Annotated in this window: 10 protein-coding genes; 3 read left to right on the forward strand and 7 right to left on the reverse strand. The window is 43.7% G+C overall.

From position 1 onward, the window contains the following. The coding region (locus tag IQP38_RS04730) for a VWA domain-containing protein (protein ID WP_193837357.1) at positions 1 to 3,976 on the forward strand (3,976 nt) is incomplete at its 5' end. Between the two features lie 52 nt (positions 3,977 to 4,028). On the opposite strand, the gene IQP38_RS04735 is transcribed toward IQP38_RS04730, so the two are convergent. Together IQP38_RS04735 and IQP38_RS04740 are read right to left on the reverse strand one after the other, a co-directional pair. Beyond that, positions 4,029 to 5,222 (reverse strand): class I SAM-dependent methyltransferase, encoded by a 1,194-nt coding sequence (locus tag IQP38_RS04735; RefSeq protein ID WP_193837358.1) that lies wholly within the window; start codon positions 5,220 to 5,222, stop codon positions 4,029 to 4,031. Between the two features lie 160 nt (positions 5,223 to 5,382). Continuing rightward, on the reverse strand, positions 5,383 to 6,786 hold the full coding sequence (locus IQP38_RS04740) for a methyl-accepting chemotaxis protein (protein WP_193837359.1): 1,404 nt from the start codon (positions 6,784 to 6,786) through the stop codon (positions 5,383 to 5,385). A gap of 90 nt (positions 6,787 to 6,876) precedes the next feature. Between IQP38_RS04740 and yccX the strand changes: the two genes are divergently transcribed. Continuing rightward, on the forward strand, positions 6,877 to 7,149 hold the full coding sequence (gene yccX / locus IQP38_RS04745; protein WP_017634611.1) for an acylphosphatase: 273 nt from the start codon (positions 6,877 to 6,879) through the stop codon (positions 7,147 to 7,149). 2 nt (positions 7,150 to 7,151) lie between these two features. On the opposite strand, the gene IQP38_RS04750 is transcribed toward yccX, so the two are convergent. After that, on the reverse strand, positions 7,152 to 7,481 hold the full coding sequence (locus IQP38_RS04750) for a TusE/DsrC/DsvC family sulfur relay protein (protein ID WP_005377396.1): 330 nt from the start codon (positions 7,479 to 7,481) through the stop codon (positions 7,152 to 7,154). A gap of 908 nt (positions 7,482 to 8,389) precedes the next feature. On the opposite strand from IQP38_RS04750, the gene IQP38_RS04755 reads away from it, so the two are divergent. Beyond that, on the forward strand, positions 8,390 to 8,764 hold the full coding sequence (locus IQP38_RS04755; protein WP_005377398.1) for a chromosome partitioning protein ParB: 375 nt from the start codon (positions 8,390 to 8,392) through the stop codon (positions 8,762 to 8,764). A 76-nt stretch (positions 8,765 to 8,840) separates the two neighbouring features. On the opposite strand, the gene IQP38_RS04760 is transcribed toward IQP38_RS04755, so the two are convergent. From IQP38_RS04760 to IQP38_RS04775, 4 genes are all read right to left on the reverse strand, one after another. Further along, positions 8,841 to 9,509 (reverse strand): Bax inhibitor-1/YccA family protein, encoded by a 669-nt coding sequence (locus tag IQP38_RS04760; protein ID WP_017634610.1) that lies wholly within the window; start codon positions 9,507 to 9,509, stop codon positions 8,841 to 8,843. Between the two features lie 248 nt (positions 9,510 to 9,757). Then, the gene (locus IQP38_RS04765) at positions 9,758 to 10,507 is read right to left on the reverse strand and encodes an amino acid ABC transporter ATP-binding protein (protein ID WP_017634609.1); all 750 of its coding nucleotides are present in this window, start codon (positions 10,505 to 10,507) and stop codon (positions 9,758 to 9,760) included. 23 nt (positions 10,508 to 10,530) lie between these two features. Then, positions 10,531 to 11,628: an amino acid ABC transporter permease gene (locus IQP38_RS04770; protein ID WP_005389988.1), complete on the reverse strand. Its 1,098-nt coding sequence runs from the start codon at positions 11,626 to 11,628 to the stop codon at positions 10,531 to 10,533. Position 11,629: 1 nt separating this feature from the next. Then, a complete protein-coding gene (locus IQP38_RS04775) occupies positions 11,630 to 12,835 on the reverse strand; it encodes an amino acid ABC transporter permease (RefSeq protein ID WP_005377402.1) in 1,206 nt (401 codons plus the stop codon). Between the last annotated feature and the right edge of the window lie 216 nt (positions 12,836 to 13,051).

A 13,051-nucleotide genomic window follows, 5' to 3' on the forward strand; every position in this document is an offset into this window, starting at 1 on the left:
CCCCGATCCGGATGATGATCGTCCAAGCGTGACTATTTCAGACGCTGGCACCATCAATGAGGGTGACACAGCGAACTTCAAAGTGACGCTATCGAACGCGTCTGAAGCGGAAACGCAAGTAGAGTTGGGTCTTAATCTCGGCGATACCGAAGTCGGTGACTTAGGCACCTTAGAATACAACACAGGCTCCGGTTGGGTTGCAGTGCCAAACGATGGCGTGGTAACGGTGCCAGCGGGGCAAACTGAGTTTGATGTGCGTATTGCTTCCATTGATGACGCCGTTTATGAAGGTCCTGAAGATTTCAGTGTGACAGTGACTGGCATTGGTGCAGTGCAAGGCAGCGATACGGGGACAGCAACGATAGTGGATGACGGCAGTGGTCCGGGCCCTGATCCGGATGATGACCGTCCAAGCGTGACTATCTCAGACGCTGGCACCATCAATGAGGGGGATACAGCCAACTTCAAAGTGACGTTGTCGAACGCCTCTGAGTCCGCTGTTCAAGTCGAGCTAGGCCTGAACTTAGGTGACACCGAAGTTGGAGACTTAGGCACCTTAGAATACAACACAGGCTCCGGTTGGGTTGCAGTGCCAAACGATGGCGTGGTAACGGTGCCAGCAGGGCAAACTGAGTTTGATGTGCGCATCGCTTCCATTGATGACGCCGTTTATGAAGGCCCAGAAGATTTCAGTGTCACGGTGACCGGCATTGGCGCAGTACAAGGCAGCGATACCGGTACGGCAACGATTATTGATAATGATGCTCCTCCTTCTATTTCAAATGTTGTGAATGCAGTTGTTTCGGAAGAAGGTTTAGCTAATGGTATCCCTGATAATACAGGATCACCTTCAGACACCACTAACTCCGCAAGTTTCTCAGGAACATTCACAGTTGCCGATCCAGACACGGCGAATGTTTCAGTGGTATTGGCAGGCCCTAACAACCTAACATCAGGAGGGGAGCCTATATCGTGGACGTGGGACAACAGTACTCAAACGCTGACTGCGAAAACTGCTCACCTGAGCGTTGTTGCTACTGTTGTGCTGAGCGAGCCTTCAGCTTCAGGTCAAGGCTCTTGGGACTATACTATTACTCTGTTTGAGCCACTTGATCATCCTGTTAATGATGTGGAAGACATCATCAACTTTGATTTACAGATTTCTGTAAGTGATGGACAAACAACAACATCTCAAAGCTTAAATGTGGCCGTTGAAGATGATTGCCCATACGTGCCTGTTGTTGTTCAACCCGTCGATGTGTCGCTTACTGGTGCACCTAACGTTCTGACAGGGCGCATAGATTTTGCAGGAAGTGAGGCAGACGCAACCAGTCGAACATTTGGGGATGTTGTTGTGACTGCAAACGGTTTTGTGTCTGACGAATCTGTGATGCTGGGAACAGCTGAAATCAATCAATCATCAGAAGGGATTGGCGTTAAAAGTTCTGGTAACAACGGCTTCCAATTAGAAAACGAAGTCGATTATCGATTCGCGGGTAATGAGGGTGTATCAGAGCAGTTAATCATAGACTTAGGCAATAAAGTTGCTTACGGAGCAGAAATAGAATTTGAGAAAATGTTTGGTGGTGAACTTGAGAAAGGAATCGCATCTTTTTATAGAGATGGTGTATTAATTGCTCAGCAATCGTTCAGCTCTGACGCAAGCAGTGGTGATTACGCGGCAAATTTCAATGTTCAACAGGGAGGCTTTGATAAAATCATCCTCGAGGCGACCAGTAATGGCAATGGCCCGGATACTGAAGACAACAGTGACTTTACCGTTAAATCAATAACCTTTACAGGTGCGTACTCTGGCGTGCCAATTGCTAGTGCGGATGGGAACCTCGGTGCTGTATATGGAGCTGATGGCCCTGGTTCTATAGTCTTAAATGGAGGTGAGGCTGGTTTAGAGACTCTAGATGGTAAAGACGTGTTGATATACGTCGATCCACAAAACTCTAATAGACTGATTGCAGAGGCTGATGGAGAGCTTGCATTCGAAGTTCAACTTACACCTAGCACTGGAAAATGGGAGTTCTTCCAATACTTACCTTTGACCTCACCTTATGGCGATGGGGATATCGATTTTAACTACACGATTACTGATAATGATGGAGACAGTAAAACGGGGTACTTTTCTGTCAACCCTTACGCCCCACCAATCGTAGAAGGTGTAACTCTAAACGTTTCTGAGGAAGGCTTAAGCAACGCCATTGCTGATGACTCTGCTCTAAACGGCTTTGATGACACAACTGACTCGAGTACTGATGTAGAACAATTGACGCTGGGTCAAACCGTTGATTCTGTTACGCTCAGTGAACCATCTACAGCTCTTACTAGTAACGGTATCTCTGTAACGTGGACGTTATCAAATAACGACCAAATGCTTATCGGTTCAGCGAACGGTGAAGAGGTTATCAAAATATCAGTCAATGATACTGGAGTGGTATCTACGGAGCTTCTTGGTCCGATTGATCACTCCAACCCATCTGGAGAAGACACCTTAAATATTGAGGTGCCTGTGCTTGTCTCGAATGCTCGTGGTCTTACTAACTCCACAACGGTCAACGTTATTGTGGAAGATGACTCACCAGATTCTGCATCTATTATTCACGATGTAGTTGCAGAAACTAAAGAAAGTGCCAACGTTCAGCTCATAATGGATGTCTCGGGTTCTATGCGAACGGATAATCGCTTGCAGATAATGAAAGATTCGGCAACTCAGTTATTGAATCAATATGAGTCTATCGGTCAAACGCGAGTTCAAATTATTACTTATAGCAGTACAGCATCCACTTACGCTATAGGTGCTGCGACGTGGCTGACGGTCGAGGAGGCCAAAGCGTATATTGAGACGCTAACTGCGGGTGGCGCGACTAACTATAACAACGCGCTAAATGAAGCAAAACAGTCATGGGATGATGTAGGTAAGTTAACCAGTGCGTCGAATGTTAGTTACTTCTTGTCAGATGGTCAGCCAAACCCTGCGTCATCATTTATAAACGACGCTCGCGAGCAGAGTTGGATTGATCACCTAACCGATCCTGATAATCAGATAACAGCCCTAGCGTATGGTATGGGCGTTAATCTTATGCCGGAGCAATTAGATCGCGTAGCATATGATGGCTTTTTGAATCAAGACCTTGATGGTGTTGTGGTTCCTGACGTAACTCAATTACCTCCAGTTATGTTGCAGTCAGTGATTCAACCTGTTGGGGGGAACTTGATGTATACCACTTCTCCAGATACAGGTATTGGTGCAGATGGTGGTTATATTAGCGAAATAGAACATGACGGTGTCACTTATTCGTTTGATGGTACAGACCTAATAGTTACTGACAATAACGATGGTATTTCGCATGCATTTGACGACACAACGATGCAGCTTACTATCTATATCGACAGCAAACATACTCTGGAAATCGACCTAAACGATGGTACGTATGCATTTTATGGTGCGGTGGGTGATACAGTTGAAACGTTAGACTTCGATTATGTATTGACGGATAACGATGGCGATCAAAGTGAGAATACCCTGCAATTCATTATTGATGAAAACGGAGGAGTAAATGCTTCAAGTAATGGCTCTGCAAATATTATTGAAGCTGAAGTAGATGTAAGTCATGACATCTTGATCGGTAATGATAACGAGGCAGATGTCTTTAAATGGGTCAACGACTCCTTGGATACAGGAACAGATCTAATTAGAGGTTTTGAGAGAGATTTGGACACCTTAGATCTGAGTGAAGTAGTTGAAGATGCAGGGCACAATACGATAGAAGAACTTCTTAATAGTATTGACTTGAACATTGATGGCGATGACTTATCTCTAGAAATAACCCATAACGATGGAAACTCAATTCAAACTATCGTAATAGAAAACGGGGCGACAGAGTTTAGTGATTTAATCGTGGGAAATGCGGACTTTGAGAGAGATGTGTTATCCGCACTAACTAAGGTTAACTTAGAGCCATAATGAAAAGGGCCAGTAGGCCCTTTTCTTCTGCTTTGTCTTACTTATTCGTAGCCTAAAGCACTTTACATGCAAAACCTTTTAAGTAGAAGCCTTCTGGATATGCTGTATCGGTTGGGTGGTCAGCGGCTTGCTCAAAACGCTCCACAAACTTTACTTGGCGGTTAGCGTCTACGGCTGCATCAGCGATGATTTTCTGGAACAGAACTTGATCCATCAAGCCAGAGCACGAGTAGGTCAGTAGCGTGCCGCCCGGTTTTAGAATTTGCATTGCTAGCATGTTGATGTCTTTGTAACCACGACATGCGCCGTTTAGTTGTGCTTTGCTCTCTGCGAACTTCGGTGGGTCCATGATCACAACATCGAACTGAGTTCCTTGATCACGATACTCACGAAGCAGCTTAAACACGTCTGCATTTAGGAAGACGGCACGCTTCTTCGAAATATCAAACTCGTTTAGTTCTGCGTTGAATTTTGCGGTATCTAAAGCAGGTTGTGACACGTCAGCGTTAATCACACGCTTTGCATCACCTTTTAGAGCGTAAAGTCCGAAGCCACCAGTGTAAGAGAAGCAGTTAAGAACTTCTTTGCCTTTCATATATTTCATCGCTTGCTGGCGACTATCACGTTGATCTAGGTAGAAACCTGTTTTGTGTCCGCCAACGATATCTACACTAATCTTTACGCCGTTTTCTTCGATGACGACAGATTTTGGAGGCACTTCACCGTGCAATACGCCAGTGGTCTCTTTCAAACCTTCTTTCTTACGAACGGCCACGTCAGAGCGCTCGTACACATTACAATCAGGGAAGCACTCAACCAGAGCGTCAACAATAGCCTGCTTATTGTGTTCTGCGCCAGCACTGAGAAGTTGGCACACAAAGAAATTTTGGTAACGGTCGATCGTAACGCCAGGTAAGCTGTCAGACTCTGCTGCGATAAGGCGATAACCCGTAAGGCCATCACGTTCGATAATGTCTTCACGAAGAAGTTGTGCGTCTTTAAGTCGTTTAACGAAAAACGCGGTGTCGATTTCTTCTTTCTCAAAACTCCAAATACGAGCACGAATTTGTGAAGCTGGCGAATATGCCGCCTTAGCTAGCCATTTACCGTCGTGAGTGAATACATCAACCGTTTCGCCAAGAGCAGGTTCGCCCTCAACTTTGTTGATGCCTCGAGAGAAGATCCAAGGGTGCTTGCGCTTGACCGATTTCTCACGACCTTTAACCAAATAGATAGCAGCTGTCATTTCATTAGCTCTTGTTGAATTTTGAAAGGGGCGTATTGTCCGGGATGTAAATGGTAAAAGCAATATCCCTCGGCAATCCAGTACATTGTAGTGACTTTTAAATACAAAAAAGGTCACTAAAGTGACCCTTTTATTGAATTTGCTGTAATAGATTCCGTTGCTATGCTTTAAGTCCAGTAAGTAGTGCTTCCATTGTGTCGCTTTGCTTACGCAGTTGATCAACGTTTTGTGAAGTCGTGCTTATCATATTGCACACGTTATCTGCTTGAACTCGAATTTCTTCAACGCTTGAGGCGATATTGTCCGCGACTACACCTTGCTCTTCAGCTGCTGTTGCAATTTGAATGCTACTGTCGGAGATAGTTTGATTTTTATCTGCCAAAGAGCCGATTTCGTGATTCACTTCCGTCATGAGGTTATGTCCCTCATTTGCATTATTAACTGTCACTTCCATCAGCTTAGTAAGCGACTGGCTGTTACGCTGTAATGATTCAATCATCGTTTGGATTTCAACTGTCGCTTGCTGAGTGCGTCCCGCAAGAGCGCGAACCTCATCCGCAACGACCGCAAATCCACGACCTTGTTCTCCAGCACGTGCAGCTTCAATAGCCGCGTTCAGAGCAAGTAGGTTGGTTTGCTCGGAGATCCCATTGATGGTTGTCACGACTTCATCAATTTGTGCTGCATTGGCATCTAACTCGGCAACGGCTTGAGACGCAGATTGAATCTCATTAGAAAGGTTCGAAATCGAGTGAAGCGTATTCTCAACTTTCACTTGTCCAGACTGAGCCACGTTACGTGCATCATCGGTTTGCGTGCTTGAATCGTGAGCTAGTGTCGCGACTTCTCGAATCGTTGATGCCATCTGTTCAGTTGCACTCGCAAGAGAGTTGAGGTGTTCCTGCTGAGTCGCTGAAATATCTGAACTGTGATGAATCGATTGATTCAGGTCTGAGCTAATTTGTTGCATTAACGCCACAGACTCTTGAATCGACAGCACCATTTGTTGCTCTCGTTCTGCAACTTTGTCTATCGTAATAGCAATTTCACTAAACTCGTCGCGAACAGGGAAGAAGTTCATTCTCGCAGTTAAGTCGCCACCAGCAAGGGTGTTTAATGCTTTGTTCATCGTGAACATCGCGCCGCCAATAAACGTCATGATGTAGTAAACGCCAAGAGCGAGAATAAACAAGCTCACACAGATGATGCTCACTTGAGTCGTTGATAGGGCAGTCCATAAAGAAAGTTCATGGTTTGCAACCAAGCTGTACGCACCATTTAAAACTGACACGGATTGCGGCCCTGAGCCAATAGAAACGGTTTCTGAACCCGCTATGAGGCTTGCTACTTGAGATTGAGAAAGGTTGCCTGCCTCTATCAGACCTTTCATAAGCATGAGCTCTTCTTGGTACATACTTGAGAGCAGTGTATTAGCCGCGCTATTAAGGACGAGAGTGAGAATGACTAAAGCAAGAAGAGGGAGAACGAAGAGCAAATAGAACTTTTCTTGAATCTTTAAGTGAATGAGATACTTATCAATCCAGCGGAATGGAATTTCTTTCATAATTATAATAACCGTGCAAAAACCCACTATCCTTAGTGGGGTGAATAGACGAAAAGAATATATCACTCAGTAAAAAGAAGCGGTACAAAGATGAACGTAAAGTGTGAGAGATTTATAGTAAAAGGTCATGTTCAAGGCGTGGGCTTTCGTTACCATACTTCCCATCAAGGATTGAAGCTAGGGTTAACAGGTTATGCGAAGAACCTAAACAATGGTGATGTTGAAGTGATGGCGTGTGGAACAGACGCGCAAATAGTTGCGTTTTCGGAATGGTTACAAGAAGGACCGCGAACGGCAACAGTAGAGCATGTGATGCAGGAACCTGCGTCGTATAAGCCGTTACGCGGTTTTAAAATTTTATGAATTTACAAGCATTTAGCTGGCTTTGGTAGGCCGGCTAATTTGGTTGCTTGTTTGGCTGGCCCCTTTTTAAACAGCTTGAATAGATACTTACTGTTACCTTTTTCTGGGCCGTGCGCTTTTTCCATCGCTTTCACAAGCATACGCACTGCAGGGGAGGTATTAAACTCTTCATAAAAGTCTCGCACAAAATGCACAACTTCCAAATGAGCATCCGTAAGCTCGATGTCTTCTTCTTTTGCTAAAAGCTCAATCATACCTTCTTCCCATTGAGTATGATCCAATAAGTAGCCTTGAGCATCCGTTTCAATTTCTTTGCCGTTGTAAACGAACATAACGTTTTATCCGTTAAGTAAACATGGATGTTTATAGATTAGCGACAGCCGAGAATGTTCTCAACAAAAGAATCTCGAAGTCGTATCGAGCGAATCAAAAGCGTACAAAGTAGTGGCCTATAACTGAATACTCTTAAATTATATTTTAAGCATAAGTTTGTTTTTTTATTCGTGTTGTTAGAAAATTTTCGGGGTTGATATCGGTGGTTTTGCATTGTTATGCAATTCGCTTGGTGTGATTGATTTGTCAGTTATATTTATTGTTTTAGATAAGTCGATCACAACGAATATAAACTAGTTTTAAATCAAAAGAATAAATTGAAAAAAATCGTTATGTTCACCCATGCTTAACAACAACACGGAGCAATTCAGGAGTGTATGGAGTGGTCGAATCTTTTCGTTTCCATTGGATGGGCGGTACTGCAAGCATGCTTTAGCATTTTCTCTTTTCTATGTCTGACGGGATTTGTAAAACATAATCCTATAAAACCGAAGTATGCTTGGTTGCAGTACATCTATGGGCCGTTACTTTTTTTGACTTGGGGAGTCATGTTAGTGACACCGATTATGTCGGCCTACATATTTTTTAGCGTAGCTGGTAAATCAGTAGTCTGGTTGCCCGCGCTCAAGATGTTCGGTTATTGGTGGGTTGCGTTTGGAGTATTTTGCTTTTTGTCATCAGTCGATGAGCGATTGCGAAGTCGCGGTTTGAATTAAGACAAGTTATACCTTGAAATCAGTTTACAAACTGAGAGAGGTGATTATAAAGCGCTCATACAAGCGATATAGCGATTGTTTGAGAATTAATAGCTTAAACGTTGTGTTTGTTTTCATAGACCGATATTCTCATTGGATTAATGAAAGCCTGTATTCAGGTTAGAAACAACAATGATGACAAGGAGTTAGTCATGTCGAAACAACGTTACATTGAGATTAATGACAATGTAAAATCCACTTGGTCCATCGAGCGTATTTGGCAACTTGCAGAATCCTTACCTGTAGAAGAAATTTCGATTGATGATATCAAAGGCCCAAATGAAGTGACTTGGTTTAGTCATGAAGGGCCACAGCCAACCTGCCGTGAAATTGCAAAACATTGCCAACGAATCAACAATGCTGATTTGTCGTATCCGGTAATCTTAACCAGTGACTATCGTGTTTTTGACGGTATGCACCGAATCGCCAAGCAAATCATGTTAGGAGAGGAAACGATCAAAGTGAGACGCTTTAGAGAAAATCCAGAAGCTGACGAAGTTATAGAGTTGTCAGTAGAGCAGGCGTAATACACTGAATTGCACACAAAGAAAAAGCCCGAAGGAATTACCTTCGGGCTTTTTTATTCTACTTAACGAGAAACGATTAATCGTCGTTCATGATGCCTAGAATGCTTAGCAGACTAGTGAACAAGTTAAGGATGTTTAGGTACATCGAAATTGTTGCACTGATGTAGTTTGTCTCTTCACCACGAACGATACGACTTGTATCGAATAGGATGAAACCAGAGAACACGAGTGCAGAAACACTGCTGATTACTAGGTGAGCCATTGTTGAACCAACGAAGATGTTAATCAGCGCTGCAACGATCACAATGATCAAACCTGCCATCAGGAAGTTGCGCATGAAAGAGAAATCTTTCTTGCTTGAAATGGTGTAAGCCGATAGGCCAAGGAACACCATACCAGTCAAACCTAGAGCTTGAGCAATGATAGTAGGACCGTTTGGAATTGATGCGTAGTAGTTAAGCATTGGACCTAAAGCACCACCCATTAGAGTCGTGAAAACGAATGTCCAAACGATACCAGATGATGAGTTGATTGCCTTTGGCATAACAAAGAACAAAATACCAATCGCTGCAACCTGCATCACAATTGCCATGATTGGTGAAATTTGCATTGCCATAGTCGCGACTGCTGCGATAGCACTGGTCATCAGTGTCATCGACAGTAGGAAGTAAGTGTTTTTCAGTACTTTGTTAGTTTCTAGTGTATTAGGAACACTTGTTGAACGAGTAAACATTGGACTGTTCATAATTATCCTCAATAAGGGAGTTTACTATTGGTACATTTATGGGGCTGAAAGTTCAAAAAATCAAGCCCTTTTCATGCATATCCTAGATAAAATGATAATGGAAATAAGATGTTATGTATTTGGCAACTTGTAACACAATATTACTGCCTAGCATAGCTATGTTGATTCTCACACAGATTTTTGAATTTAGTAACAAAAGCACTGGCTTCATAGAAACCAGTGCTTTTTTATGTCGATTCGGCTAAATCTTAGTGGTGTAAGATTTGCGCTAGGAAGTTTTGGGTCCTATCCGATTGAGGATTCTCAAAGAAATCGACCGGGTTGTTTTCTTCGATGATCTCTCCTGCGTCCATGAATATCACGCGATCGGCAACCTCTTTAGCAAAGCCCATTTCATGTGTCACACAAAGCATAGTCATGCCTTCCTCGGCGAGTTCGACCATTACATCCAGTACTTCGCGAACCATTTCCGGGTCGAGTGCAGATGTTGGCTCATCAAAAAGCATGACTTTAGGGTTCATACACAAAGAGCGAGCAATCGCCACGCGTTGTTGCTGACCACCAGACAACTGACCGGGATACTTCTCCGCTTGGTCTGGAATTTTTACACGTTCCAGATATTTCATCGCAACTGCTTCTGCCTCATCTTTTGGCATCTTCTTCACCCAGATAGGCGCGAGCGTACAGTTTTCCAGTACGGTTAAATGAGGGAAGAGATTAAAGTGTTGAAAGCACATGCCCACTTCTCGGCGTACTGCTTCAATGTTCTTTAAGTCTTCAGTTAATTCCGTACCAGAGACGTAAATGCTGCCTGTTTGGTGCTCTTCAAGACGGTTAATACAGCGAATCATCGTTGATTTTCCCGACCCTGATGGACCACAGATAACGATTTTCTCGCCGCGCTTAACGTCGAGGTTAATATTTTTTAGTACGTGAAACTCACCATACCATTTATTCATGTCCTTCAATTGGATCATGTAGTCTTGTTGTTGCGTCATAATACGTCCTTGATCTTGATGAGTTATCGTTTGTGACCGGTATGAAGTTTGTTTTCAAGCCATATCGAATAGCGCGACATGCCAAAACAAAATACCCAAAACACTAACGCGACAAATACATAACTTTCTGTAGCAAAACCTAACCATTCAGGGTCGGTATTTGCTGCTTGTCCTATACCGAGTACGTCAAACATGCCAATGATGAGTACCAAACTGGTGTCTTTAAACAAACCGATGAAGGTGTTCACGATAGAAGGAATAGTAATCTTTAGCGCCTGTGGCAAGATAATCAGCCCAGTCTTTTTCCAGTAACTTAACCCAAGCGCATCAGCGGCTTCATATTGACCTTTCGGAATGGCTTGTAGACCACCGCGTACCACTTCTGCCATGTAAGCGGAGGCAAACATAACCACACCTATAAGGGCGCGAATCAGTTTATCTGTCTCTGAGCCTTCAGACATAAACAATGGAAGCATAACCGAAGCCATGAACAAAACCGTAATAAGCGGAACGCCACGCCAAACTTCAATGTAGACGGTACAAATGCTGCGAATGATCGGCATCTCTGAACGTCTACCAAGCGCAAGCACCACACCAATTGGCAGTGAAACTACGATACCAACTAACGCAATAATGAGCGTAACGAGTAATCCACCCCATTTGTGTGTATCGACCACTTCTAGTCCAAAGACACCCCCGTATAACAGCCCAGCGATGATGAATGGATAGATGTTTACGAAGAAAAGCCAAATCCACATCCGTTTCGGTGTCTTCTCATACGCGAGTAAAACGGTAAATATGGCTAATGTGATATAGAAAAGGCGAGGGCGCCATAGTTCGGACTCTGGATAAAAACCATACATGAACTGCTCCCAGCGCACGCTGATAAATACCCAGCAAGCACCATCTCGGCTACAGTCGTCACGCGTTGAGCCAATCCAGTCTGCGTTAATAAACGCCCAATCCACGATATACCATATTGCAGTTACGACAATATACGCAAGAATGACAGTAACAATGGAATTGATAGGGCCATTAAATAGATTTTTCCGCATCCAACCAACGAAGCCTACAGTATTGGCGGGTGGTGGGAGATCCGGTTGAAATTGATGAGTACTCATATTATCTCTCCACCAGCGCGACTTTACGGTTATACAAGTTCATTAATGCAGACGTAATCAGACTTAATGTCAAGTACACGCCCATCGTCATCGCAATGATCTCAATCGCTTGTCCCGTTTGGTTCAGGGTAGTACCAGCAAACACAGAGACAAGATCTGGGTAACCAATCGCCATCGCTAACGATGAGTTTTTGGTGAGGTTGAGATATTGACTGGTTAAAGGTGGAATAATAATTCGTAACGCTTGAGGAATGACAACAAGCTTTAAAGTTTTCGAGCGTGGTAAGCCTAGCGACATCGCTGCTTCGGTTTGACCATGACTAACCGCATTAATACCAGAGCGAACAATCTCAGCAATGAAAGAAGCTGTATAAACACTCAATGCCAAAAGTAGCGCAGCCAATTCAGGAATAATGCTAATACCACCTCGGAAGTTAAACCCTTTTAGTTCAGGATAATTCAGTGAAATTGGCATACCAGCAAGGAAGTACACAACCAATGGAAGGCCAACAACTAAACCCAAAACTATTCTTCCCATTGGGGTTTGTTGCCCAGTGAGACGTTGCTTATTATTCGCCCATACATTAATTAATAAGCTTGCGATTACCCCGAAGATTAACGCGGCAATAACGTAGCTACTGCCGGGTTCCATAGTCGGTGCAGGGAAATATAAGCCACGAACGTTCAGGAAAATAGCTTCACCAAGACTTAAGCTTTGGCGTGGTGAGGGTAATGCTTGAAGAACAGCGAAATACCAGAAGAATATTTGCAGAAGAAGGGGGATATTTCGGAAAGTTTCGATATAAACTGCCGCTAAACGACTAACTAACCAGTTAGAAGAAAGGCGGGCAACCCCCATGGTAAAGCCAATCACAGTAGCCAGAATAATACCTAATACGGAGACTAACGCCGTATTAAGAAGGCCGATGATAAATGTTCTACCGTAAGAGTACGTTTCATCGTATTCAATTAGTGTTAACCCAATACCAAACCCGGCTTCTTGATTCAGAAAACCGAAGCCCGTTGCAATACCACGAGCATCTAAGTTATTGAGAGCGTTGTTTACAATCGTGTAAAAGAAAAATACCAGTGCAGCAATGGCAATGATCTGGAAAATAGCAGAACGAAAGGCAGGATTATAAATCAGGCTCTTGCTTCCGCTTGGTTTGGACATCGTACTTGGCGATGCATCTTGTGTCGGTTTCATACAGCGATAACCTCAAACCTTAGTTATAGATATCGGCCTGTATAAAGAAGTTTCGTCCTTGCTGGCTAAAGAATAACGCTCCATGTCTGGTGACGTACGAACCTTTAAAGCCGTTCCACCAAGCGAGCGCTTTTCGCCATCCAATGAGCGATCCTTACTCATACAGTGAGATATAATCAAGAAAAAGGGCGGCATGAACCGCCCTGATTAACTCTT

The organism is Vibrio sp. OPT41 (assembly GCF_015163595.1).
Classification (GTDB): domain Bacteria; phylum Pseudomonadota; class Gammaproteobacteria; order Enterobacterales; family Vibrionaceae; genus Vibrio; species Vibrio alginolyticus.

Excerpts from the sequence above, each read along its gene's own strand:
- IQP38_RS04750 (WP_005377396.1), bottom strand. The coding sequence starts at position 7,481 with ATGTTCGTTTACAACGGCAAAGAAATTGAAACGGATGCTCAAGGCTAC.
- IQP38_RS04740 (WP_193837359.1), bottom strand. The coding sequence starts at position 6,786 with ATGAAAGAAATTCCATTCCGCTGGATTGATAAGTATCTCATTCACTTA.
- IQP38_RS04760 (WP_017634610.1), bottom strand. The coding sequence starts at position 9,509 with ATGAACAGTCCAATGTTTACTCGTTCAACAAGTGTTCCTAATACACTA.
- IQP38_RS04770 (WP_005389988.1), bottom strand. The coding sequence starts at position 11,628 with ATGAGTACTCATCAATTTCAACCGGATCTCCCACCACCCGCCAATACT.
- IQP38_RS04735 (WP_193837358.1), bottom strand. The coding sequence starts at position 5,222 with ATGACAGCTGCTATCTATTTGGTTAAAGGTCGTGAGAAATCGGTCAAG.
- yccX (WP_017634611.1), top strand. The coding sequence starts at position 6,877 with ATGAACGTAAAGTGTGAGAGATTTATAGTAAAAGGTCATGTTCAAGGC.
- IQP38_RS04765 (WP_017634609.1), bottom strand. The coding sequence starts at position 10,507 with ATGACGCAACAACAAGACTACATGATCCAATTGAAGGACATGAATAAA.
- IQP38_RS04755 (WP_005377398.1), top strand. The coding sequence starts at position 8,390 with ATGTCGAAACAACGTTACATTGAGATTAATGACAATGTAAAATCCACT.
- IQP38_RS04775 (WP_005377402.1), bottom strand. The coding sequence starts at position 12,835 with ATGAAACCGACACAAGATGCATCGCCAAGTACGATGTCCAAACCAAGC.